Genomic DNA, 23,553 nt, shown 5'->3' on the forward strand with positions numbered 1-23,553 from the left:
GCGAGCCGGGCACCCGGCATACCTGATCGAAAGAGCAGTTCGTCGGCCGACGAACTGCTCTTTCGATCGGTGTCCGGGGTGGGGCCGTTCGGCGCTGGTCGGGTGCGTGGCGACGCGCCGATAGACTTCGGCGGGTGAGCCTACGACTGTTCGACACCGCAACCCGGGAGCTGCGCGACTTCACGCCGCGCGAGACGGGCAAGGTCGGCATGTACATCTGTGGCCTCACGACGCAGGGCGCGCCGCACATCGGCCACATCCGTTTCGCCGTCGCGTTCGACGTGCTGCGCCGCTGGCTAGAGACCGGCCACGGCTACGACGTCACCCTCGTGCGCAACGTCACCGACATCGACGACAAGGTGCTGCGCAAGGCCGCCGAGGCGGGTGAGCCGTGGTTCGCCCTGACCTACCGCAACGAGCGCCTCACGTCGCAGGCGCTGGACGCGCTCGGTGTCGAGCCGGCGACCTACGAGCCCCGCGCGACCGGGCACGTGCCCGACATGGTCTCGCTCATGGAGACGCTCGTCGAGAAGGGGCACGCGTATGCCGCCCCTGACGGCAGCGGCGACGTGTACTTCGACGTGCGCTCGTGGCCGGAGTACGGCTCGCTGACCGGCCAGTCGCTCGACGACATGGCGAACGCCGACGACGCCGACCCCCGCGGCAAGCGGGACCCGCGTGACTTCGCGCTGTGGAAGGGCCGCAAGGCCGACGAGCCCGAGAGCGCCTCGTGGCCGACGCCGTTCGGTCCGGGCCGCCCGGGGTGGCACCTCGAGTGCTCGGCGATGGCGCGTCGCTGGCTCGGCGACGAGTTCGACATCCACGGCGGCGGCATCGACCTGCGCTTCCCGCACCACGAGAACGAGCAGGCGCAGTCACGCGCGGCGGGTCTCGGTTTCGCCCGCTACTGGCTCCACAACGCCTGGGTCACGGTCAAGGGCCAGAAGATGGGCAAGTCCCTCGGCAATGCCCTCGAGGTGCGCCACCTCCTCGAGGTGACGCGGCCGATCGTGCTGCGCTACTACCTCACCGCCGCCCACTACCGCTCGACGATCGAGTACCACGAGGGCTCGCTCGACGAGGCCGCCGGCGCCGTCGAGCGCATCGAGGGCTTCCTCGAGCGGGCAGCCCGCCGCGGGGCGATCGAGCCCGTGGCCGCGGCGGACCTGCCGGCGGCGTTCGTCGCGTCGATGGACGACGACCTCGGCGTCAGCGGCGCGCTCGCCGTCGTGCACGACACGGTGCGGGCCGGCAACAGCGCGCTCGACGAGGACGACGACGAGGCAGCCCTCGAGGCCGCCGGCGCCGTCATCGCCATGACGGACGTGCTCGGCGTCAACCCGCTCGCGGCCCACTGGGGTTCGGGCGGCAGCCGCGAGGACGCCGCCGTCGAGCTCGCGCTCGAGGCGCTCGTGCGGGCCCAGCTCGACGCGCGTCAGGTCGCCCGTCAGGAGCGCGACTTCGAGCGCGCCGACGAGATCCGAGACACCCTGACGGCCGTCGGCATCGAGATCACCGACACCCCGTCCGGGGCCCAGTGGTCGCTCGCCCGTCCCCCGCGCGGCGACGCGGGCACCCCCACCGACACCACCGACCTCACCACCGACGTCACCACCGCGGCCCCCGGGGCCGAGAAGGCACAGGGCTGACATGCCAGGCAACTCCCAGAGGCGCGGCGCCATCCGCAAGAGCAGCAAGGGCGCGACCGTCGGCTCGGGCGGCCAGCGTCGCCGCGGGCTCGAGGGCAAGGGCCCGACGCCCAAGGCGGCGGACCGCGAGTACCACCCCGCCCACAAGCGCGCCAAGGTCGTGGCGAAGCGCTCCGGTGCGTCCGGTCCGGGTGGCCGCGGCCAGGCCCGGTCCAAGAGCCGCAGCAAGGCCTCGAGCGAGATGGTCTACGGCCGCAACTCGGTCGTCGAGGCCCTGCGTGCCGACGTTCCCGTGGCCACGATGTACGTCGCGACCCGCATCGACACCGACGACCGCGTGCGCGAGGCGCTCAAGCTCGCCACGGAACGCGGCCTCGCCATCCTCGAGACGCCACGTGGCGAGCTCGACCGCCTCACCGACGGCGGCGTGCACCAGGGGTTGGCGCTGCAGGTGCCGCCCTACGACTACGCCCACCCGAACGACCTCATCGACCCCGAGATGCCCGGCATCCCGCTCGTCGTCGCCCTCGACGGCATCACCGACCCGCGCAACCTCGGCGCCATCGTGCGCTCCGTCGCGGCGTTCGGCGGCCACGGCGTCGTCGTGCCCGAGCGCCGCTCGGTCGGCATGACCGCGTCGGCCTGGAAGACGTCGGCCGGTGCCGCGGCCCGCATCCCCGTGGCACGCGCGAGCAACCTGACGCGCACGCTCGAGGAGTTCAAGAAGGCGGGCTTCTTCATCCTCGGCCTCGACATGGACGGCGACGTCGAGCTGCCCGACCTCGCGCTCGCCACGGAGCCGCTGGTCATCGTCACCGGCTCCGAGGGCAAGGGCCTCTCGCGCCTCGTGCGCGAGACGTGCGACCAGATCGTCTCGATCCCGATGAGCTCGGCCGTCGAGTCGCTCAACGCCGGCCTCGCCACGGGCGTCACCCTCTACGAGATCGCCCGCCAGCGCCGCCGCTGACGTATGCCGTCCGGCCGGCACCGGCCGCGCGGCCACCGTGCGAGGCGAACGGCAGGGGGCTCGGGAACTTCGGACGGACCTCCCACGCTGGTCAAAGTGGCGCTCGATAGAGTGCTGACGAACGACTACGCCCTGTAGTAACACCGGGGCGTCACGCAAGCGCTGCCGACGAGCAGCCGGACCGAAGGACGTATTCGTGGCGAAGAGCACCCGTGCCGAGACGGCCGCCCGAGCGGCGCAGCTGCGCGCCGAGGCCGCGCGCAAGGACCGTCAGCGCACGCAGGTCATCGCCGCGTCGGTGGCGGTCGTCGTCGTCATCATCGCCGTCGTCCTCGGGGTCGTCATCTCCAACCGACCCAAGGACGCGCCCACCGCAACGGCGGGCAGCGGGGGAGCGGCGGCCCTCGCCACGCTCGAGAAGCTCCCGGCATCCCTCTTCGACAAGGCGCCGGCGCCCTCGCCCGCGCAGGCTCCGGCCAAGCTCCAGGGCGGCACGCCCCTCACGCAGGACGGCAAGCCCAAGGTGCTCTACATCGGCGCCGAGTACTGCCCGTTCTGCGCCATGGAGCGCTGGGCGCTCATCGGCGCGCTGTCGCGCTTCGGCACCTTCTCCGGGATCACGGAGACGAGGAGCTCGAGCACCGACGTGCACCCCGACACCCCGACGTTCTCGTTCAAGGACGCGAAGTACACCAGCGACGTCGTGGCCTTCCAGGCCGTCGAGACCCAGGACCGCGACGGCAAGCCGCTGCAGACCCTCGAGGGCGACAACCTCGCGCTCTTCCAGAAGTTCAACCCCGGTGGCGGCATCCCGTGGATCACCTACGGCGGGACCACCGCCACGGACGGTGCGACCGTCGACGCCAACGCCTTCGAGGGCAAGACCTACGACCAGATCATCGCCGGCATCCAGGACCCGACCTCCGACATCGGCAAGACGGTCACCCCGGCCATCAACATGATCACGGCCCAGATCTGCGACCAGACCAAGGGCAAGCCGGCCAACGTCTGCACGAGCCAGGGCGTCCAGTCCGCCTCCGTGCTGCTCAAGCGGTGACCTCGTGAGCTCGTTGCGCGACGACCTTGCTGCCGGCCACACGGCCGCGGCCGCCGGACGTGCGCGCCCGGTGTGGCTGGCGCCGGTGTCGTTGGTCCTCGCCCTCGCGGGTCTCGCCGTGTCGGCATACCTCACCTTCGAGCACTTCACCGCCAACGCGACGCTCGCGTGCAGCATCAACGGGATCGTCGACTGCGCCAAGGTGACCACGAGCGCCTGGAGCACGTTCCTGGGTGTGCCGGTGGCCCTGCTCGGACTCGTCTTCTTCGTCGTCGCGCTGGGGCTCACCCTGCCCCGCGTGTGGCGTCGGCCGGAGCGCTGGCTCGACGCGGTCCGCCTCGGATGGCTGACCGTCGGGATCGGGATGGTGCTCTACCTGGTCTGGGCCGAGCTCTACCGCGTCCACGCGATCTGCCTGTGGTGCACGGCGGTCCACGTCGTGACGTTCCTGCTGTGGATCGTCGTCCTCTTCGGCCAGATCCTCTCGGCACCCGCCGAGGAGCCCCTCGCGGACTGAGCCGTCTGGCCTCAGTCGAAGCGGCTGATGACCGGCATCTCCTCGGTGTCGACACCGAGCACCGACTTCTCCTCGGGCTTGGCCGGCAGGACGGTCGCGACGTAGTCGCGTAGCGCGTCCTTTATGGGCGTGTCGTGTCCGGCACGCTCGCTCATGTACCACCGGTGCTCGAGCACCTCGTGGAAGATCTCGGCCGGCTCGAGTCGGCCGGTGAGGTCGCGCGGCACCGCACGGGTCACGGGCTCGTAGACCTTGGCCAGCCAGTCGTGCGCGACGATCTCCTCGTCGTCGCCCTGACGGTCGGTCGCGGCGGCATATGCGTCGAGGTCGTTGAGCAGGCGGCGGGCCTGGTTCTCGCCGACGTCGAGACCAGTGAGGCGCAGCAGGCGTCGGGAGTGGTGGCCGGCGTCGACGACCTTGGGGGTGATGACGATCTCGGTGCCGCCGATGTCGGTCGTGATCGAGAGCTCGTCGACGTCGAAGCCGAGCTCGTTGAGCCGGCGGATGCGCTCGTCGACGCGCCAGCGGTCGCCGAGCTCGAACCGCTCGGTGCCGGTGAGGGCGTCCCACAGCGTGTGGTAGCGCTCGATGATCGAGGCGGAGACCTCGAACGGGTCGGCGTGCTCCTCGAGGAAGCCGCCGGCAGCGAGGTCCATCAGCTCGCCGGCGATGTTGACCCGGGCGATGTCGAGGTCGTGCTCGCGCTGGCCGTCGGACAGCCTGGTGTGCAGCTCACCGGTCTCGGCGTCGACGAGGTAGGCCGCGAAGGCCCCTGCGTCGCGGCGGAAGAGGGTGTTGGACAGCGACACGTCGCCCCACCAGAAGCCTTCGAGGTGCAGGCGCACGAGGAGCACGGCGAGGGCGTCCATGAGGCGCACGGCGGTGTCGGGCCGGAGGTTCTGGCTGTAGAGGGCGCGGTAGGGCAGCGAGAACTGGAGGTGACGCGTGATGAGGCAGGCGTCGAGCGGCTCCCCGTCGGCAGCGGTGCGACCGTGCACGACCCCGAACGGCTCGACGCTGGGCACGTCGAGGCGGCGCAGGCTGCGCAGCATGGCGTACTCCCGGTCGGCGATGTCGTCCTTGATCTCCTTGACGGCGAGCACGCGCGGCCCGAGCTTGACGAAGCGCACGACGTGGCGCGAGATGCCGCGGGGGAGCGCAGCGAGGTGGGCCTCGGGCCACTCCTCGAGCGGTGTCGACCACGGCAGGTCGAGCAGGGCGGACTCCGGCCGGGCGGTGGTGATCTCGAGCGTCACGCGATCATCGTGGCACGCCCGCCGACAACCGTCGATCGACGCCCAGCGCACGAGCCGTGAGCAGAGCTGTCCCGAGGTGGGCCGGGTATGCCGCTGGGCCGACACCCGGGAGGGGGTGCCGGCCCAGCGGCATACGAAAAGCGTTGCGCGCGAGGCGCTTTCGGTCAGTCGCCGACGCGCAGACCCGATTCCGAGTTGAAGACGTGCACGTGGCCCGGCTTCGGCTTGAGGTAGATCTTCTCGCCCTTCTCCGGGGGGCGGCGACCGTCGACGCGCGCGATGAACGGCACGGCGCCGGCGTTCTCACCGGTGGCCTCGAGCAGCTTCTGCTCGGTGGAGCCGTAGATGTAGGCGTCGGCGCCGAGCTCCTCGACGACGTCGACCGTGACGGGGATGCCCGAGGCGTCGGACGACAGCTCGAGGTCCTCGGGACGGACGCCCAGCGTCACGTCCTTGCCGACGCCGGAGAGGTCCTCACGTGCGATCGGCACCGTGTGGCCGTGGAGGTCGACGCCCCCGTCGGTGACGGGGACGTTCATGAGGTTCATGGCGGGGGAGCCGATGAAGCCGGCGACGAAGACGTTGGCCGGGTGGTCGTACATGCGGCGCGGGCTGTCGCACTGCTGGAGGATGCCGTCCTTGAGCACCGCGACCCGGTCACCCATCGTCATGGCCTCGACCTGGTCGTGCGTGACGTAGACCGTCGTGACGCCGAGGCGACGCTGGAGCGAGGCGATCTGCGTGCGCGTCTGGACGCGGAGCTTGGCGTCGAGGTTCGACAGCGGCTCGTCCATGAGGAAGACCTGGGGCGAGCGCACGATGGCGCGGCCCATGGCCACACGCTGACGCTGGCCACCGGAGAGGGCCTTCGGCTTGCGGTCGAGGTACGGCGTGAGGTCGAGGATCTTGGCGGCCTCCTCGACGCGCTTGCGGATCTCGCCCTTGTCGACGCCGGCGATCTTGAGCGCGAAGCCCATGTTGTCGGCGACCGTCATGTGCGGGTAGAGCGCGTAGTTCTGGAACACCATCGCGACGTCGCGGTCCTTGGGGGACAGGTTCGTCACGTCGCGGTCCCCGATGAGGATGCGTCCGCCGTTGACCTCCTCGAGGCCGGCGAGCATGCGCAGGGAGGTGGACTTGCCACACCCGGAGGGACCGACGAGGACGAGGAACTCCCCGTCCGCGATCTCGATGTTGAGCTTGTCGACGGAGGGGACCGGGTTGCCCGGGTACTGCCTCGTCGCGTTGTCGAACGTCACTGTTGCCATGGCTTCATTGCCTTCCTTCACCGGCAGGAACGTGCCGGACGATCCGTTGTAAAGGTGCCTGCCCGGCTGAGCAGGCATCGTCATCATGTCCCATGCGCAGCGGCTTGACCAGCCCCGGCCCAGCACGGGGCGCCCCAGCGGACCCGACTGGGCCGACGCCGTCGGCGCGGCGTCGTGTCCAGAACGTTGCAAAAACTTGCTGCAAGCAAGTGGCCGCTCTCTGCAACTTCTTGCTACATTCCGGGTCACCGGTGGCGGCGTGTGCCACCTGGCTTCAAAGGAGAATCCATGCACAAGCGTGCGCTCGGCGCTGCTGCTGTCACGGGTGTTGCCGCCCTGGCCCTCAGCGCCTGCGGTGGGTCCAGCCCCACCACCCCGTCCAACACTGGTGCCGCCGGCACGAGCAAGGCGACGACCACCGGTGTTCCCGAGACGCCGAGCGGCACCGCTGCTCCCGTCCGTGACGCGAACGTCGACCTCGTCATCTGGACCGACGCCGACCGTTCGAAGGCCGTGCAGAAGTACGCCGACCAGTTCGCCGCCGAGAACGGCGTCACGGTGAAGGTCCAGATCTCGACCGACACCCGCGCCCAGTTCAAGGACGCGACCAAGGTCGGCAAGGGCCCCGATGTCATCGTCGGCGCCCACGACTGGCTGGGCGAGCTCGTCCAGAACTCGACGGTCGCCCCCGTCAACCTCTCGCCCGACGTGGCGGCGAAGTTCCTGCCGAGCGCCATCGCGGCGACCAAGTTCAACGGCCAGTCCTACGGCGTGCCCTACGCCGTCGAGAACATCGGCCTCATGTACAACAAGGACCTCGTCCCGAATGCGCCCAAGACCATGGACGAACTCGTGGCCGACGGTCAGAAGCTGATCAAGGAGGGCAAGGCCAAGCAGGTCCTCAGCCAGTTCGTCTCCAAGGTCGGCAACGCGTACTTCGCCTACCCGTACCTCTCGGCCTTCCCCGAGGGCGGCATCTTCGGCACGAAGCCCAACGGCGACTACGACCCCAACAAGCTGATCGTCAACAGCGCCGGGTCCGTCAAGGGTGGCGAGGTCCTCGCCAAGCTCGGCCAGGAGAAGGTCCTCTCGACCAACGTCGACGACACGAACCAGGACGCGCTCTTCGACACGAAGGCCGCACCGTTCATGATCTCCGGCCCGTGGAGCGTCGCGAAGGCCAAGGAAGCCGGCATCAACTACGGCATCGCCCCGCTGCCCAGCCTCACCGGTGGCGGCGCCATGCAGCCGTTCCTCGGCGTGCAGATGTTCTACGTCTCCAGCAAGGCCAAGAACGCCACCCTCGCGCAGGAGTTCGTCACGAACTACATCCCGCGCAAGGACGTCCAGCTGGCGCTCTTCGAGGTCGGCAAGCGTCCGCCGGCCCTCAAGGAGGCGTACGACCAGGTGGCCGCGAGCGACCCCGACGTCAAGGCGTGGTACGAGGCCGGAACCGGCGGCAAGCCGATGCCGAACATCCCGGCGATGAACTCGGTCTGGGGCCCCTTCGGCCAGGCCACCGCGGACATCATCTCCGGCAAGGCGGGCGCCCAGGAGCGTCTCGACGCCGCTGCCAAGGAGATCGCCGCCAACATCGCCAAGGGCTGAGCTCCCTCGGTTCGACAGGGGTTTCGGGGTCCGCCGCCGTGGCGGACCCCGAAACCCCGGCAGGAACCGGCCCGGGCACGGGCCACCCGGGAGCTCCTCAGGGGCTCCCCTTCGTGCATCTACGGCAACGGCGCCGGCCCGGCGCAAAAGGACGTGTCACATGACCAAGCCACTCGCGCTCGCGATCAAGTGGGTTCTCATCGTCGCGACGATGGTCGGCATCCTGTGGATCGCCACCAAGCTCGCCCAGGCAGGCAACACGATGGCCGTCGTCATCGCCGGACTCGTCGGGATGGGGATCCTCGCCGTCTATGCCACGCGCCGGGCCGTGCCCCTGAAGTACCTCGTGCCGGGTCTGATCTTCATGGCCCTCTTCCAGCTGTGGCCGGTGCTCTACACCGCGAGCCTGTCGACGACCAACTACGGTGACGGGCACCTCTACAGCAAGCAGGAGTCGGTCACCGACATCATCGCCCAGTCGGTCCGCGAGGTCCCTGACACCCCGCGCTACAAGATGTCGGTCGCCATCGCAGAGGGCGGTGACCCCGCCACGGCCGACCTCGTCCTGCTTCTGACCAAGCCCGACGGCTCGATGTACGTCGGTGACAAGAAGGGCCTCCAGTCGCTGCCCGCGACCGGTGTCGAGAAGACACCGATCGGCAAGATCATCAAGGCGCCGGGCTACACGATCCTCACCGCCCGACAGGCCAACGCCCGCAGCAAGGACCTCTCGACGATCGCGGTCCCGACCGGAGACGGTGGTGGCATCAAGCCGGTCGGCCTCTCCGAGGCGTACGAGGGCAGGCCGACCGTCACCTACGACGCAGCCGCCGACAAGCTCACCGACAAGGCCACGACACCACCAACGGTGTACGCGCCGAAGGACGCCCGTTGGGTCAACGTCGCCGACCCGACCCAGTCGTATCCCCAGGGCTGGAAGGAGAGCGTCGGGTTGGCGAACTACACGCGCATCTTCACCGACCCCACGATCCGCAGCGGCTTCTTCGGCATCTTCGTCTGGAACGTCGTCTTCGCCATCGTGTCGGTGCTCTCGACGTTCCTGCTCGGCATGCTCATCGCGCTGCTCTTCAACGATCCGAGGCTGCGCGGCAAGGCGGTCTACCGGTCCCTGCTGATCCTGCCGTATGCGTTGCCCGGCTTCGTGACGGCGCTGGTCTGGAAGGGCATGTTCAACCAGGACTACGGCATCATCAACCAGACGCTGGGCCTGAGCGTCGACTGGCTCGGAACCTCCGCCGGAGCCAAGGCCGCGATCCTCATCACGAACCTCTGGCTCGGCTTCCCCTACATGTTCATCGTCTGCACCGGCGCTCTCCAGTCCATCCCGCAGGACGTGCGTGAGGCGGCGACCATCGACGGCGCCAATGCCTTCCGGACGCTGCGCTCGATCATCATGCCGCTGCTCCTCGTCGCGGTCGGGCCACTGCTGCTCGCATCCTTTGCCTTCAACTTCAACAACTTCGGGCTCATCTACCTGCTCACCAAGGGTGGCCCGTTCAACGGCGCCGACACGAGCATCGGGTCCAGCGACCTGCTCATCACGTATGCGTTCCGCCTGGCCTTCTCCGGCAGCGCGCCCAACTACGGCTTCGCCGCAGCAGTGTCCGTCATCATCTTCTTGCTCGTGGCGCTGATGAGCATCCCGGGCTTCCGTCGTACCAAGGCCCTCGAGGAGGTCAACTGATGTCGACCCTCAACACTCCCGTCCCCGCCGATCCGCGGCTGGACGCCCACGCCGAGCTGGAGCCTCCGGACGCCACGACGCCGGCCTCCCCGAAGCGCGGTGGCTTCGGTGGTTCCGTGTGGTGGCGTCATGCCCTGGGCATCCTCGCCCTGATGTGGGCGCTCTTTCCGATCCTCTTCATCTACTCGGCCGCGACGAACCCCAGTGGCACGCTCAACACCGCGAGCCTGTGGCCCTCCGGGTTCTCGACGAAGAACTTCACCGACCTCTTCAACGACAGCTCGCGGCCGTTCTGGACCTGGTACAAGAACTCCATGGTCATCTCGCTCGTCGGGGCGCTGATGGCGGTCTTCATCGGTGCGTGCGCGGCGTTCGCGTTCTCGCGACTGCGGTTCAAGGGCCGCCGTCCCGGCATGATGTTCCTGCTGCTGACGACGTTCTTCCCGGCGCTGCTCGCCATCGTCGCGACGTACATCATCTTCGCCGGCATCGGTGACGTGATCCCTGCCTTCGGCCTCAACACCACCGCCGGGCTGATCCTCGCCTATCTCGGTGGCGCGCTCGGGGCCAATGTGTGGCTGCTCAAGGGCTACTTCGACACCGTCCCCAAGGAGCTCGACGAGGCGGCGATCGTCGACGGCGCGAGCCATGCCCGCATCTTCTTCACGATGACCCTGCGCCTCGTCATGCCGATCCTCGTGACGGTCTTCATGCTCGTCTTCGTCGGGCTCTACGGCGAGTTCATGCTGGCCAGCGTCTTCCTCACCGACGTCGACCAGCAGACGCTGGGCGTGGGCCTCTACGGCATGACGCTCGGAAACGACGCGAACACCCTCTTCGGGCGGTTCACGGCCGGCGCGCTGCTCGGCTCGATCCCCGTCATGCTGCTCTACCTGGCCTTCCAGCGTCAGCTCGTCGGCGGCCTCACCACGGGATCCGTGAAGTGAGCCCTGCCCCGACCCGCCAGCAGACGTGGCTGAGCCAGCCGCACCACGACGGGTCGGGGCGGTACGTCTCCAACCAGGCCCCTCGCCTCGGCGACCAGGTCGACGTGCTCGTCCGGGTGCCGCTCGAGGCCGGGGTCGAGGCGGTGCACGTGCGCACCGCACCGGACGGCGAGGCCACGTTCACGGTTGCCCGCCAGGTGCGTACGACCTCGGTCGACGCGTGGTGGCGTGCGACGCTGACGTGCCACAACCCCGTCACGAACTACCGTTTCCTGCTCACCGGCGGGCCGACGAAGTACCAGTGGCTCAACGGGACCGGCGTCCACGAGCGGGACGTGCCGGATGCCAGTGACTTCCGCCTCGTCGCGCACGCGAGCCCGCCGCCGGAGTGGGCGCTGGGTTCGGTCGTCTACCAGATCTTTCCCGACCGCTTCGCCCGCTCGGCGCAGGCCGACAAGCACGCGACGCCCGACTGGGCGATCCCGGCGGCGTGGTCCGACCCGGTCGACGTCAGCCCCAAGGGGGTGGCGCACCAGCTCTACGGCGGTGACCTCGACGGCATCACCGAGCACCTCGACCACCTCGAGTCCCTCGGCATCGACGTCGTCTACCTGACGCCCTTCTTCCCGGCCCGCTCCAACCACCGCTACGACGCGTCGTCCTTCGAGCAGATCGACCCGCTGCTCGGGGGCGCTCCTGCGCTGCGCCGGCTCACCAAGGCCGCGCACGAGCGTGGCATGAAGGTGTTGGGCGACTTCACGACGAACCACACGGGCAACGCCCACGAGTGGTTCCTCAAGGCCGCCGGCCCGGGCGGGAAGAACGCGCCCGAACGGGACTACTACATCTGGGAGGACGGCACCTACGTCGCCTGGCTCGGCGTCCCGTCCCTGCCCAAGCTCAACCACCTCAACGCCGCGCTGCGCCACCGCATCTTCGAGGACCCGCGAGGGGTCGTCCGCAAGTGGCTGGGCCGCTCGGGCGGGCTCGACGGGTGGCGCGTCGACGTCGCCAACATGACGGGCCGCTGGCGCGACACCGACGTCAACCACGACGTCGCCCGCCAGATGCGCGACGTGATGGGCAGGGTGGCCCCGGACGCGCTGCTCGTGGGGGAGCACTTCCACGACTACACGCCCGACATGCCCGGTGACGGCTGGCACGGCGTCATGAACTACGCCGGTTTCTGCAAGCCGGCGTGGACCTGGCTGCGCCAGGAGCCCAAGGACCCGCGCTTCCTCGGTGCCCCGGTCCCGCTGCCGCTGCTCGACGCCCGTGCGGTCGTCGACACGATGCGCGACTTCACCTCACGCCTGGCCTGGCAGTCGCTCGTCCACTCCTTCAACCTCGTCGGGTCGCACGACGTGCCGCGCATCCGGACGCTCGTCGGACCCGAGTCCGTCGAGGCCGCCGCCGGCCTGCTCCTGACGTTCCCGTCGATGCCGATGATGACCTACGGCGACGAGATCGGGATGGAGGGCACGTTCGGCGAGGACGGTCGACGTCCGATGCCGTGGGACGAGCACGTCTGGGACGCAGGCACTCTCGCGGTCTACCGCGGCCTCATCAAGGCTCGCCAGCGCTCGGTCGCCCTGCGGCGCGGTGGGCTGCGCTGGGTGCACGCCGAGGGTGACGCGATGGTCTACCTGCGCGAGACCCTCGACGAGGTGGCACTCGTCCACGTCGCCAGGGCCGCGCACGAGCCGGTCGTCCTCGAGCCCCGGCACCTCTCGGGGATCGAGTCCGGCTCGTCGCTCTACGGACGTGCTCCCAAGATCGGCAAGCGGGCTGTCACACTGAGCGCCTCGGGGCCCGGGGTGACCATCTGGACGTGGCGACCCACCGACGGCGGTTCCAGGCACGTGCGACGAAGGGGGAGGTGACGTGAAGGCACGACTGCGCGACATCGCGGACCAGGCGAACGTGTCCGAGGCCACGGTGTCCCGGGTGCTCAACGGCAAGCCGGGGGTCGCCGAGTCGACCCGCCAGGCGGTGCTGACGGCGCTCGACGTCCTCGGCTACGACCGCCCGAGTCGCCTGCGCCGCAAGAGCGCCGGTCTCGTCGGCCTCATCGTGCCCGAGCTGACCAACCCGATCTTCCCGGCCTTCGCGCAGATCATCGAGAACTCCCTCGCGCAGAACGGCTACACGCCGGTGCTTTGCACCCAGGTCGCCGGGGGAGTGCACGAGGACGACTACGTCCAGATGCTGCTCGAGCGGGGTGTGGCCGGCATCATCTTCATCTCCGGGCTGCACGCGGACACCACGACGCTCCCGGACCGCTACATCGCACTGCGCGAGCGCAACCTCCCGCTCGTCCTCGTCAACGGCTACATCGAGGGCGTCGACGCGCCCTTCATCAGCAACGACGACGTCGCCTCGATGGGCCTCGCGCTCGACCACCTCGTGAGCCTGGGGCACCGTGAGATCGGCCTGGCCGTCGGGCCTGACCGCTACGTGCCGGTCATCCGCAAGATCGCAGGCTTCCGCCACTCCATGCAGGAGCTGACCGGCCGGTCCGACGTCGACGACCTCATCGAGCGTTCGCTCTTCTCCGTCGAGGGCGGCGCGACCGCGGCCGGCCGCCTGCTCGACCGCGGCGCGACGGCCGTCGTGTGCGGCTCGGACCTCATGGCCCTCGGCGCGATCCGCGAGGCCCGCAAGCGTGGGCTCAGCGTGCCGCGCGACTTCTCCGTCGTGGGCTACGACGACTCGACCCTCATCGCCTTCACGGACCCGCCGCTCACGACGGTGCGCCAGAGCGTCAACGCCATGAGTGCTGCGACGGTGCGCGCGCTGCTCGACGAGATCGCTGGGCAGCCTTCTCCCCGTGCGGAGTACGTCTTCCGCCCCGAGCTCGTCGTCCGCGGTTCGACAGGCGCCGTCCGGCGCCACTGACCACGCGGGCGCCACGGGCGGCATACGCTCTCGGTCGTCCCATCCGGGCACGCGCCGGCGACTCCGGCCGCCAGCAACCCTCCACAACTCTGCCCGGGCGGAGTTGTGGGGGGGGATCCGGGGTCGGGGGCTGCGCCAGGTCCGCCGGGGCGGAGTTGTGGAGGGGATCCGGGGTCGGAGACTGCCCCAGGTCCGCCGGGGCGGAGTTGTAGTGGGGGATCCGGGGTCGGAGACTGCCCCAGGTCCGCCGGGGTGGAGTTGTGGAGAGGGATCCGGGGTCGGAGACTGCCCCAGGTCCGCCGGGGTGGAGTTGTGGAGAGGGATCCGGGGTCGGAGACTGCCCCAGGTCCACCGGGGTGGAGTTGTTGAGGGGGATTCGGGGTCGGAGACTGCCCCAGGTCCGCCGGGGCGGAGTTGTTGTTGTCGCCAGGTGGGGCGTATGCCGGGTGGCGCGTTCGCTGCGGTCAGCGCGCGACGCGGGTGGCTGAGCAGAGCTGCCAGAGGCGCTGGAGGAGCGCGGCGGCTGCGGGCTCGTCGTCGACGCGGTAACGGGCGGCTGTCGATCCGGTGCCGACCTTCACGGTGAGGTCGTCGGGGCGGCGCATGCGTGTGAAGGCGTCCTCGTCGGTGACGTCGTCGCCGAGGTAGATGCGCGCGCCGGCGTCGACGTGGCGACCCAGCGCGGTGACGGCAGAGCCCTTGTCGGCGTGCGAGACCGAGAGCTCGAGCACCGACTTGCCCTTGAGCACCTTGACCCCCGGATGGTCGAGAGCCACGCGTCGGGCATCGGCGATCGCCGCGTCGCCCGTCTCTCGCGGCAGACCGCGCACGTGGACGACGACGGCCGCCGACTTGTGCTCGATGCCGGCGTCAGGATGGTGCTCCTTGACGAGGGCCTCGATGTCGGAGCGCAGCTCGGCCAGGGTCGCCTCGTCGTCGGGTGTCACGGCGGCGGCCTCCATGGCCTCGCGCACGGCCGGGCTCGACGACTCGGCGCCGTGGCTGCCGATGAGGACGATCGGCTCGTCCTCGCGGATCTCGGTGAGGGTGCGCAACGTCGCGAGGTCACGGCCCGACACGACGGCGACGTGGACGCCGGGCAGGCCCGCGAGCGAGCGCAGCGTGTCGATGGTGCCGGGGACCGGCGTCGCCTTCATCGGGTCGGCGTCGAAGGGGGCGAGCACCCCGTCGTAGTCGGTGGCCACGAGCAGGGTGGCGGCCTCGGCGGCGCGCTCGAGCGCCTCGCCGATGGGTGCGACGGCGCTCACGAGCGCGATCCGCTCGAGGTGGCCCGCGCCTCGTTCGGGGCCGGCATGAGCGGCGTCGTCACCGCGTGCGGTGTGGGCGGGTTCTGGGGCTCGGCCTGCGGGAGGTCGGGCGCCGCGGCGAGGGCCGCGAGGTAGCGGGCCGCCCATCGTTGGACGTCGTGGTCGGACACCCGGCGGCGCAGGGCCTTCATGATGCGCTGCTTGTCCTTGGCCGGGGTGTTGATGGCGCGCAGGATCGTCTGCTTGAGGCCCTCGATGTCGTGCGGGTTGCAGGCGAAGGCCTGGTGCAGCTCGTGCCAGGCACCGGTGAACTCGGAGAGGACGAGCGCGCCACCGAGGTCGTGGCGGCACGTGACGTACTCCTTGGCCACGAGGTTCATGCCGTCGCGCAGCGGCGTGACGAGCATGACGTCGGCGGCCTGGAAGAGCGCGGCCATCTCCTCACGGGGGTAGGAGTGGTGCAGGTAGTGCACGGCAGGCGCCCCGATCTTGCCGAGCTCGCCGTTGATGCGACCGACGGTCTGCTCGATCTCGCCGCGCAGGATCCGGTAGGCGTCGACGCGCTCGCGGCTGGGGGTGGCGACCTGCACGAGGGTGACCTCGGGCGGACCGATGCGTCGCTCGGAGAGGAGCTCCTCGTAGGCCTTGAGTCGGTGCCGGATGCCCTTGGTGTAGTCGAGGCGGTCGACGCCGAGCATGAGGACCTCGGGGTCGCCGAGGCTCTGGCGGATCTCACGGGCCCGCGCCATGACATCGGGCCGCTTCGCGAGCTCCTCGAGACCGCGGAAGTCCACCGAGATCGGGATGGCGGCGGCGCGGACCTGGCGGTTAGCGCCCTCGACGGTGACGCGGTCGCGCTTCGTCCGCGCACCGAGCAGCTGTCGGCAGGCGCGGACGAAGTTGCGGGCGTCGGCCTGGCGCTGGAAGCCGAGGAAGTCGGCGCCGAGCAGACCGTCGAGCAGCTGGGCGCGCCACGGCAGCTGCGCGAAGAGCTCGACGGGCGGGAAGGGGATGTGGTTGAACCACCCGATCCGCACGTCGGGCCTGAGCTTGCGCAGCAGGGTCGGCACGAGCTGCAGCTGGTAGTCCTGCACCCAGACGGTCGCACCCTCGGCGGCGACCTCGGCCACCGCCTCGGCGAAGCGCTGGTTGACAGTCTGGTAGCTCGACCACCATTCGCGATGGAAGGTCGCCGGCACGATGACGTCGTGGTAGATCGGCCAGAGGGTGTCGTTCGAGAAGCCCTCGTAGTAGTCGCGCACCTCGGCTGCCGACAGCGCGACCGGGTGCAGGTGGATGCCGTCCTCGTCGAAGGGCTCCGGGGCGTCGCCGGCGTCCCCGGCCCAGCCGACCCAGGCGCCGGGCTGGGCCCGCATCACCGACTCCATGGCCGTGACGAGGCCGCCCGGGCTGCGCCGCCACTCGACCTCACCGTCGTCGGTGATCACCTTGTCGACGGGCAGCCGGTTCGCGGCGATGACGAGGTCGTAGGTCGGCCGAGGGTTCGGCACGGAATCAACTCCTGCGGCTGGACGGAGGGACGGGTCTCACTCTAACGAGGGAAGAGTGGCGCCCGGTGCGGTCCCGTTCTAGGGTCGGAGACAAGGCATCTCTGGTGGCTCGGCTGGGCCGCCAGCGGGCACCGCGCCGAGGCGAAGGAGTCGTCGTGAAGGTTTCTGACGTGCTGCGCAGCAAGGGCAGCGAGGTCATCACCATCAAGCCCGACGAGACGATCTCCGGCCTGCTCGCGCTCCTGGCCGAGCACCGTATCGGGGCGGTCGTCGTGAGCACCGACGGGTCGAGCGTCGAGGGCATCGTGAGCGAGCGCGACATCGTGCGTCACCTCCACAGCACCGGCACGAGTGTGCTCGAGTCTCCGGTGTCGCAGATCATGACGAGCGATGTCACCACGGGGTCGGCCGACGACAACATCGCCGACCTGGCCGGCACGATGACCGAGCTGCGGGTGCGCCACGTGCCGATCGTCGACCGCGACGGCAAGCTGGCGGCCATCGTCAGCATCGGCGACATCGTCAAGCACCGGCTGTCCGAGCTGCAGTCCGAGCGCGACCAGCTGCGCGACTACATCACCCACTGAACGGACGGCTCGACGGCCGCACCGACCCAACCGGTCGAACCGGGTGAATCGGACTCATCGGGACACTCCGCGGCACGAGGCGGCAACGTTCCGGCGGCGGCCCGCTCGTCGCATACCGTAGGGGCATGACTGCGTACGACCGGACCGAGCGGGTGCCCACCCCTCGGCCCGGCGCGCGCACCGGGCCCCGCACCGGCGGACCCGCGGGGGCGCGGTCCGGAGGCCCCGGTTTCGAGCAGCGGCTCGGCCCCTACCGCCTCATCGAGGAGATCGGCGAGGGGGGCATGGGGGTCGTGCACCTCGCCCTCGACCCGCGTGGTCGCGCCGTCGCGATCAAGGTGCTGCGCGCCCACGTCGCCCATGACGCCGACGCGCGCCAGCGGCTCTCCCGCGAGGTCGACACCCTCTCGCGCATCCGCGACGCCCGCGTCGCGAGCGTCATCGACGCCGACGTCATGGCCCCGCGGCCCTACATCGTGACCCGCTACGTCCCCGGCCCGGCGCTCGACGAGGTCGTCGAGGAGCGCGGCCCGCTGGCACCGGCCGACCTGCTGCGCCTCGCCCGGGGCATCGCCGAGGCGATCCGCTCGATCCACGCGTGCGGTGTCGTCCACCGTGACATCAAGCCGGGCAACGTCCTCATCGAGGACGGCGAACCCGTGCTCATCGACTTCGGCATCGCCCACCTGCAGGACGACGTGCGCCACACCGTCGGCGGGCTGGTCATGGGAACACCGGGCTACCTCTCGCCCGAGCTCGTCGAGGGCGCCGCGATCACCGACGCCACCGACTGGTGGGGCTGGGCCGCCACGATCACGTATGCCGCGTCGGGACGACCGCCCTTCGGCCGCGCCCGGATGGACGCCGTCCTCACCCGCGTCCGGGCCGGCGACGTCGACCTCGACGGGGTCGACCCGCGCCTCGTGCCCCTCCTTCGCGCGTCGCTCTCACCGGACCCGAGGTTGCGTCCGCACGCCGACGAGGTGATCGCCGCCCTCGAGCTCTACGCCGCAGGACGGGCCGCGACGGTCCCGACGCCGAGCGGCGGCCTCTGGGACGACGGCCGGTCGGGCGGCCCGGGTGGCTCGGGTGCGGTCCCGGGCGACACCCAGGTCGTCCAGGGCGGCAGCACGGCGGTCATGCCGCCCCTCCCGCCCCCGGCCGGGCCGCCCGTCGCGCTCCCGACGGCGCACCGCGGGGCCGACACGGCGGCGCGGTGGGCCCCGCCCCCGACCGGCCCGCGTGCCCCGGCACCCGACCTCACGGCATACGACCACGGGGACGTCGATGACGGCCCGGGGGGCGGCTACTGGCCCGAGGAGGAGTGGGACGAGGAGGAGCCCGCCCCGCGCGAGGGCGACCCGCGCATCGGCCTGCCGATGCGCACCGGGCTGCTGGCCGCGGTCAGCGCCGCGTGGATCGGTGCCCTCATGGCGTGGCCGGGCATCGCGCTCGTCGCGCTCGTGGCCCTGTCCGCGCTCGCCCGCGCCACCGACCGCTCCGTCACCGCCCTGGTGCTGCGGCGCTACGACTTCGGGCGGCGGCGCAGCGACGTGCCGTTCGCCGTCGTCTCGAGTCCGTGGCACCTCGTCGTCGGCACCATCGCGACCGTGGTGGGGCTGCTGCTGCCCGTCGCCGTGGCGCTGGCCGGTGTGTTCGCCACCGCCCTGCTCCTCGCCGGCACGCAAGGCACGGAGCTCGGCCCCGGCGCACCGATCACCCTCGCCGTCGGCGGCGTCCTGGGCCTGCTCATGCTGTGGTGGGGTCCAGGTGGCGCCTCGCTGCGGCGTGGGTCGCGCTCGATGGTGCGACGCCTCGTGCCCGTCGGCCTGGCGTCTCAGATCGTGGGAGGGCTCTTCGTCGTCCTGGGTCTCGTCGCTGCGCTGGTGGCGTTGCGACACGGCGCGAGCCTCACGTGGAAACCCTTCTCCGGCAGTCCTTTCGGGCCGTGACGACCGGAACGCTGCGAGCCTGAGGCGTTCCGGAGCTGCCTGTGGGGCTCGCCAGAGACCTCTGTGCCACTCCTGTGTCCCGTAGCGCACCAGCGTCGGCAGCGGCTCCGAAAAAGATCACGGAAGTGTCTCGGCTTGGGTTGTGCGAGGTGACATCGTCACGTACCGTCAGTGCTCGGCGGAACCCGGCCTCGGCCGGAACGGGAACTTCACCACTTGGTTCCCGGCTCGCTTCGTCGCGTCCGGCTCCACACGTACGCTCCCACAACTTCACATGGACACCCATCAAATCCGTTCCCTGAGCGCGCCGAGCCTCGCCAGCCAGGGATGTAGCCCACACCCGTGGGCCGGGCGAGGACGGGGGACCCAGTGTGGCCAGTGAGTGCATGTGTGTCGAAGCACGTGTCAATGAGGACGAGAACTGGCCTGGGGGTGAAGTCGCTTCTGCGACAGGGCACCTGACGCCCCAACCCGACAGCTAACCCCGCAGGCGCGCGTCAGGAAGGAATCACCACCATGCAGTACCTGTCCAAGCATGCTGCTGCCAAGAAGATCTCGGTCAAGCAGCGCATCGCGGGAGTCGGCATCGCCGGAGCGGCCACCATCATCGGCGGCCTGGCCACGGCCGGATCGGCCAAGGCATCCTCGGTCTGGGACGCCGTCGCTGCGTGTGAGTCCAGCGGCAACTGGGCCATCAACACGGGCAACGGCTTCTACGGAGGCCTCCAGTTCACGCCGAGCACGTGGAGCGGCTTCGGCGGCACGGCCTACGCCCCGCGCGCCGACCTCGCCACGCGGGACCAGCAGATCGCGGTCGCCCAGCGCGTCCTCGCCACCCAGGGCCCCGGCGCCTGGCCGGTGTGCTCGGTCCGCGCCGGTCTGACGCGTGCCAACGGCGGCGCGACCTCGAGCCAGATCACGGTCTCGCGTTCCACCACGCGCGCGCCGCTGACGACGACGAAGAAGGTCACGACGTCGACCGTCAAGAAGTCGGTCAGCAAGAAGAAGACGTACGCCGCCGCGCCGGTCGCGAGGAACACGGCCAAGGGCGCCCAGATCACCGTGCACAGCGGTGACACCCTCGGCAAGCTCGCCCAGCGCTACCACGTGGCCGGTGGCTGGCAGGCCCTCTGGAAGGCGAACGGAGCGCGCGTCACCAACCCGAACCTGATCTTCGTGGGTCAGACGCTGCGTCTTCCGTGAGTTTTTGATACAACTGAGCCGGACGGCCCCGCGCCACCAACCCCTGGGTTGCGCGGGGCCGTTCTCTCGTTCCCGGACGGCGAGCCCGTCGCCGGCGCGAAGCGCGTCCGAGGCCCGTCGGTTTGCATGTATGCCGCTGGGCTCGGTTACGCTTTCGCCCGTCCGCGGCGCTCGCGCCCGGGCGTGCTGGCGTGGCGCAATTGGTAGCGCACCTGTCTTGTAAACAGGCGGTTAGGGGTTCGAGTCCCCTCGCCAGCTCCGTGCTCAGATCGAGCAACAGGGCCCCTACCTGCGGTTTCGCGGGCATGGAGGTGGCTTGGGGCTGATCTCGGAGTTGCCCTCTGCGAGTCGGTGTCCATCAGCACCTCGAAACCGAGTCTGTCGCGGGAGACGGCAGATGGGGCGGTGACGTCGCGTCCTTAGTAGAGCCCCAACTCTGTCGCCCGGCGGATGGCGGCGCGGCGGCTGTTGACGCCGAGCTTCTGGTAGATGTGCGCTACGTGCGTCTTGGTGGTGTGCAGCGAGATGAACTCGGCCTCGGCGATCTCGGCGTTGGTGAGGGTGGTTGCGAGGTACTGCAGGATCACGCGTTCGCGGTCGGTGAGGCGCGCACTCGACCCGAGACCGTGGTTCTCGCGCGGCCTCGAAAGGCGCGAGAGCACCTGAGTGAGTGCAGCGTGGTGGCCGGTCCCGTGCCGCAGGTGGGCCCGGAGCAAGTCCACCATCCGGTTGCCCCCAGCGATGAACGGCCCGTAGAGCTGGTCGGGTTCAGCCGCGGCCAGCGCGTGTTCGAGTGAGGCGTGGGCGTCGGCCTGACCCAGCATCGCCCGGGCTTCTGCCTCGATGCAGCGCGACAGGCAGGTGATGTGCACCAACGTGGTGCTGATGGGCACCCGGTCCAGTTCCGCCAGCGCCGCCGCAGGATCCCCCGCGAGCAGCAGGACCTTGGCCCGGTGGGCTTGGGCGAGTCCGTACTCGGGCCCCGCCAGGGCGGACGAGGCGAGCGCGGCTGCCTCGCGCGGCTTGCCCTCGGCGATGAGGGCCAGTCCCTCCAGCCCGTCGAGCATCGACGGCCACCATGGCGGGACCGTCCCGGACCCGGACATCGCCCTGATGGCGGTGATGCTGGCTCGAGCCGCTCTGGCGTCACCAAGCGCCAGGCATGTCGTGACGTGGAAGTTCAGCGTGAGCCCGCGCAGCTCCCTGTCGAACGGCAGCACCATCGACAGGCTTCGCTCGAGCTGTGACCGGGCTTGGGTCAGGTCACCCCTCCAGTAGTCGAGCCAGCCGAGGTAGGCGACGGCCGGTGCCAGCGTCACGAGGCCGGCCCAGCCTCGTTCGGAGGCCCGCTCCAGCACGTCGACGGCGACGTCGTGGACCTCGGTGAGCCGGCCTTCGGCAATCGCAGGAATGCACGACTCCGCCAGAGCGGTCAGTTCAAGGGCGACCAGCCCGTGGTCGTGCGCGGTCGCGGCCGAGGCCCGCAGCATGTGAAGAGCGAGCTCGAGGTGGCTCTGCAGACGGGCTTCGCCCATGCCGACTACAACCTGCAGGGATGCCGTGATCGTAGGGTCGGGGACACGCTCTGCCCGCGCCAGCTGCTCGAGCAGGGCCTCACCCGTCTCGACGGCGACCCCGAGCCCCTTGTCGTAGCCGGTCAGCACGAGCTCGACGACGGCGGTGCGTTCATCGAGGCGCGCGCTGGCCTCGTCCCGCACAGTGGAGGCCACCTCGTGGGCCGCGGCGACCTCGGCGCGCGCGGCGTCGAACCGCCCTCGACGCACAAGCACCAGCGCCCTGGCCAGGTGTGCGTCGCCGTGGGCGGTCAGGCCGTGTGGATGGTGTTCGATCGCACCCATCACTGCGTCGACCCGACCCTCGAGGAAGAGCTGCAGCCAGTGCTCCGAGAAGATCCGAGCAGCCATCTCGTCGCTGGCGGCTGCCGCGTGCTCGATCGCCGTCGGTACGTCGACGGAGACCCACCACGCGGCAGCGGCGGCGTGCAGCTCGGCAGCGCGCGCGGGCCGATCGCTCGACACACGCCGTTGGACGTGCGAGGCGAAAAGGGGATGCCAGCTGAACCAGGGCTCGTCAGTCGCGGCGGTGCCCCGGGAGAGGAAGATGCCGTCCGAAAGGCACTGCTCGAGCAGCGTCTCCGCGGTCGTCGTTCCCCGGATGCTGTCCAGGAGCGACGGGCAGACCTGTTCGTCCAGGCAGCTGTCGAGGACGAAGTCGCGCAGCTCCACCGGCAGGGAGGCGAGCACCTCGGTCGCGAGGTAGTCGGCGAGCGCCCAGTCGCGCCGCAGCTGCGACGGCAGGTTGCCAACGCGGTCGCTCTGGCGGGCCGCCAAGATCGCCATCCGTACCCCGGCGGGCCAGCCCACCGTCGCGTCGTGGATGGAGTCGACGGCCTCCTGGCCCAGATCCAGTCCGGACGCCTTGACCGTCAGAGCCGTCTCGTGCGGACTGAACGCGAGCTGGTCATGCGCGAGATAGGAGAGACGACCGTCGAGCCGGAGGCGCTGCAGTCGCAGGGGCGGCACGACCCGCGCGCCGATGGCGATGCGCATGTCGCCGGGTGCCCAGCGGAGCAGGTGGTCGACCACGTCCACCGACGCCCTCGATCCGGCGAGGTGGTGTACGTCGTCCAGGACGAGGAGGAGGGGCTCGGCGGTGTCGTAGAGGGCTTCGAGCAGCGCGTCGACGAGGGTGAGCGGTTCGGCGCGCAGCGAGGAGGTGCGCACGGGGGCGATCGCGGTGGTGAGGTCGTCGATCCCGGCGAGGCCGGCGGCCGACATCAGGTCCGACACCAAGCGCACCGGGTCGCGGTCCGAGTCGTCGATGGTCAGCCACAGCGCCGCACCGTGGAGTTGGTGTCGGGCAGCAGCCGCTGCCAACAACGTCGACTTGCCGAACCCCGCCATCCCCGCCAGGACGGTCACCGGCCGAACGTCCAGTACCTGCATGAGGTGTGGACGGTCGATGAGCCCTGCGGAAGTCACGGGCGGGGTCATACGCGCGTGACGTGGACCGACCACGAGTCCCCTTCCTCTCGAGCGGACGTCCCAGTTCGTGCAGGGGCCGGTCCGCCGCCGGGAGAGTCACCCGCAACCCGTCCACGGCGAGACCCTTCCCGCGCCGGGCGTCTAGCCAGGCGCAG

At 70.3% G+C, this 23,553-nt stretch carries 17 protein-coding genes, 1 tRNA gene and 1 riboswitch; of the genes, 13 read left to right on the plus strand and 5 right to left on the minus strand.

The annotated features are described in order from the left end of the window. Nucleotides 1–134: 134 nt before the first annotated feature. The 4 genes from cysS (at nt 135) to AC1DIW_RS00355 (ending at nt 4,190) form a co-directional block, all read left to right on the plus strand. Nucleotides 135–1,649 (plus strand): cysteine--tRNA ligase, encoded by a 1,515-nt coding sequence (cysS, locus tag AC1DIW_RS00340; RefSeq protein WP_478106069.1) that lies wholly within the window; start codon nt 135–137, stop codon nt 1,647–1,649. Nucleotide 1,650: 1 nt separating this feature from the next. Further along, nucleotides 1,651–2,616 carry a 23S rRNA (guanosine(2251)-2'-O)-methyltransferase RlmB gene (rlmB, locus tag AC1DIW_RS00345; RefSeq protein WP_442280150.1) on the plus strand — a complete coding sequence of 322 codons (966 nt, stop codon included), beginning with the start codon at nt 1,651–1,653 and terminating at the stop codon, nt 2,614–2,616. A 196-nt stretch (nt 2,617–2,812) separates the two neighbouring features. Further along, complete coding sequence (locus AC1DIW_RS00350; protein ID WP_478106070.1) at nt 2,813–3,673, plus strand: DUF929 family protein; 861 nt, start codon at nt 2,813–2,815, stop codon at nt 3,671–3,673. A gap of 4 nt (nt 3,674–3,677) precedes the next feature. Beyond that, on the plus strand, nt 3,678–4,190 hold the full coding sequence (locus AC1DIW_RS00355; RefSeq protein ID WP_442280152.1) for a vitamin K epoxide reductase family protein: 513 nt from the start codon (nt 3,678–3,680) through the stop codon (nt 4,188–4,190). A gap of 11 nt (nt 4,191–4,201) precedes the next feature. On the opposite strand, the gene AC1DIW_RS00360 is transcribed toward AC1DIW_RS00355, so the two are convergent. Continuing rightward, nucleotides 4,202–5,446 carry a DUF4032 domain-containing protein gene (locus tag AC1DIW_RS00360; protein ID WP_442280153.1) on the minus strand — a complete coding sequence of 415 codons (1,245 nt, stop codon included), beginning with the start codon at nt 5,444–5,446 and terminating at the stop codon, nt 4,202–4,204. 164 nt (nt 5,447–5,610) lie between these two features. After that, nucleotides 5,611–6,714: an ABC transporter ATP-binding protein gene (locus tag AC1DIW_RS00365; protein WP_442280154.1), complete on the minus strand. Its 1,104-nt coding sequence runs from the start codon at nt 6,712–6,714 to the stop codon at nt 5,611–5,613. Between the two features lie 288 nt (nt 6,715–7,002). Between AC1DIW_RS00365 and AC1DIW_RS00370 the strand changes: the two genes are divergently transcribed. From AC1DIW_RS00370 to AC1DIW_RS00390, 5 genes are all read left to right on the plus strand, one after another. Then, nucleotides 7,003–8,322: a sugar ABC transporter substrate-binding protein gene (locus tag AC1DIW_RS00370; protein ID WP_442280155.1), complete on the plus strand. Its 1,320-nt coding sequence runs from the start codon at nt 7,003–7,005 to the stop codon at nt 8,320–8,322. A 160-nt stretch (nt 8,323–8,482) separates the two neighbouring features. Further along, nucleotides 8,483–10,027 (plus strand): ABC transporter permease subunit, encoded by a 1,545-nt coding sequence (locus AC1DIW_RS00375; RefSeq protein WP_478106071.1) that lies wholly within the window; start codon nt 8,483–8,485, stop codon nt 10,025–10,027. Next, complete coding sequence (locus AC1DIW_RS00380; RefSeq protein ID WP_442280157.1) at nt 10,027–10,974, plus strand: sugar ABC transporter permease; 948 nt, start codon at nt 10,027–10,029, stop codon at nt 10,972–10,974. Before AC1DIW_RS00375 ends, AC1DIW_RS00380 begins: the two co-directional genes overlap by 1 nt. Continuing rightward, nucleotides 10,971–12,857, plus strand: a complete 1,887-nt coding sequence (locus AC1DIW_RS00385) for a glycoside hydrolase family 13 protein (protein ID WP_478106072.1) — start codon at nt 10,971–10,973, stop codon at nt 12,855–12,857. Before AC1DIW_RS00380 ends, AC1DIW_RS00385 begins: the two co-directional genes overlap by 4 nt. A 1-nt stretch (nt 12,858) precedes the next feature. After that, a complete protein-coding gene (locus tag AC1DIW_RS00390) occupies nt 12,859–13,872 on the plus strand; it encodes a LacI family DNA-binding transcriptional regulator (protein WP_442280159.1) in 1,014 nt (337 codons plus the stop codon). Between the two features lie 464 nt (nt 13,873–14,336). Here the strand turns inward: AC1DIW_RS00390 and otsB are convergent, their stop codons facing one another. Further along, on the minus strand, nt 14,337–15,140 hold the full coding sequence (gene otsB, locus AC1DIW_RS00395) for a trehalose-phosphatase (protein ID WP_478106073.1): 804 nt from the start codon (nt 15,138–15,140) through the stop codon (nt 14,337–14,339). Then, nucleotides 15,137–16,651: an alpha,alpha-trehalose-phosphate synthase (UDP-forming) gene (locus AC1DIW_RS00400; protein ID WP_478106074.1), complete on the minus strand. Its 1,515-nt coding sequence runs from the start codon at nt 16,649–16,651 to the stop codon at nt 15,137–15,139. The genes otsB and AC1DIW_RS00400 overlap by 4 nt, the downstream gene beginning before the upstream one ends. A 155-nt stretch (nt 16,652–16,806) precedes the next feature. Here AC1DIW_RS00400 and AC1DIW_RS00405 point away from each other — a divergent pair, with 155 nt between their 5' ends. The 4 genes from AC1DIW_RS00405 to AC1DIW_RS00420 all read left to right on the plus strand — a co-directional run bounded on the left by AC1DIW_RS00405 (nt 16,807) and on the right by AC1DIW_RS00420 (nt 20,651). Further along, nucleotides 16,807–17,238 carry a CBS domain-containing protein gene (locus tag AC1DIW_RS00405; protein WP_478106075.1) on the plus strand — a complete coding sequence of 144 codons (432 nt, stop codon included), beginning with the start codon at nt 16,807–16,809 and terminating at the stop codon, nt 17,236–17,238. A 125-nt stretch (nt 17,239–17,363) separates the two neighbouring features. Further along, on the plus strand, nt 17,364–19,190 hold the full coding sequence (locus AC1DIW_RS00410) for a serine/threonine-protein kinase (RefSeq protein WP_478106076.1): 1,827 nt from the start codon (nt 17,364–17,366) through the stop codon (nt 19,188–19,190). A 321-nt stretch (nt 19,191–19,511) separates the two neighbouring features. Continuing rightward, nucleotides 19,512–19,700, plus strand: a riboswitch (cyclic di-AMP (ydaO/yuaA leader). A gap of 6 nt (nt 19,701–19,706) precedes the next feature. Beyond that, complete coding sequence (locus AC1DIW_RS00415; RefSeq protein ID WP_478106077.1) at nt 19,707–20,393, plus strand: transglycosylase family protein; 687 nt, start codon at nt 19,707–19,709, stop codon at nt 20,391–20,393. 185 nt (nt 20,394–20,578) lie between these two features. Next, nucleotides 20,579–20,651, plus strand: a tRNA-Thr gene (locus AC1DIW_RS00420). 161 nt (nt 20,652–20,812) lie between these two features. Here AC1DIW_RS00420 and AC1DIW_RS00425 read toward each other — a convergent pair. Continuing rightward, nucleotides 20,813–23,335, minus strand: a complete 2,523-nt coding sequence (locus AC1DIW_RS00425; RefSeq protein WP_478106078.1) for a winged helix-turn-helix domain-containing protein — start codon at nt 23,333–23,335, stop codon at nt 20,813–20,815. Nucleotides 23,336–23,553: the final 218 nt, after the last annotated feature.

The organism is Terrabacter sp. 01T434 (assembly GCF_056398545.1).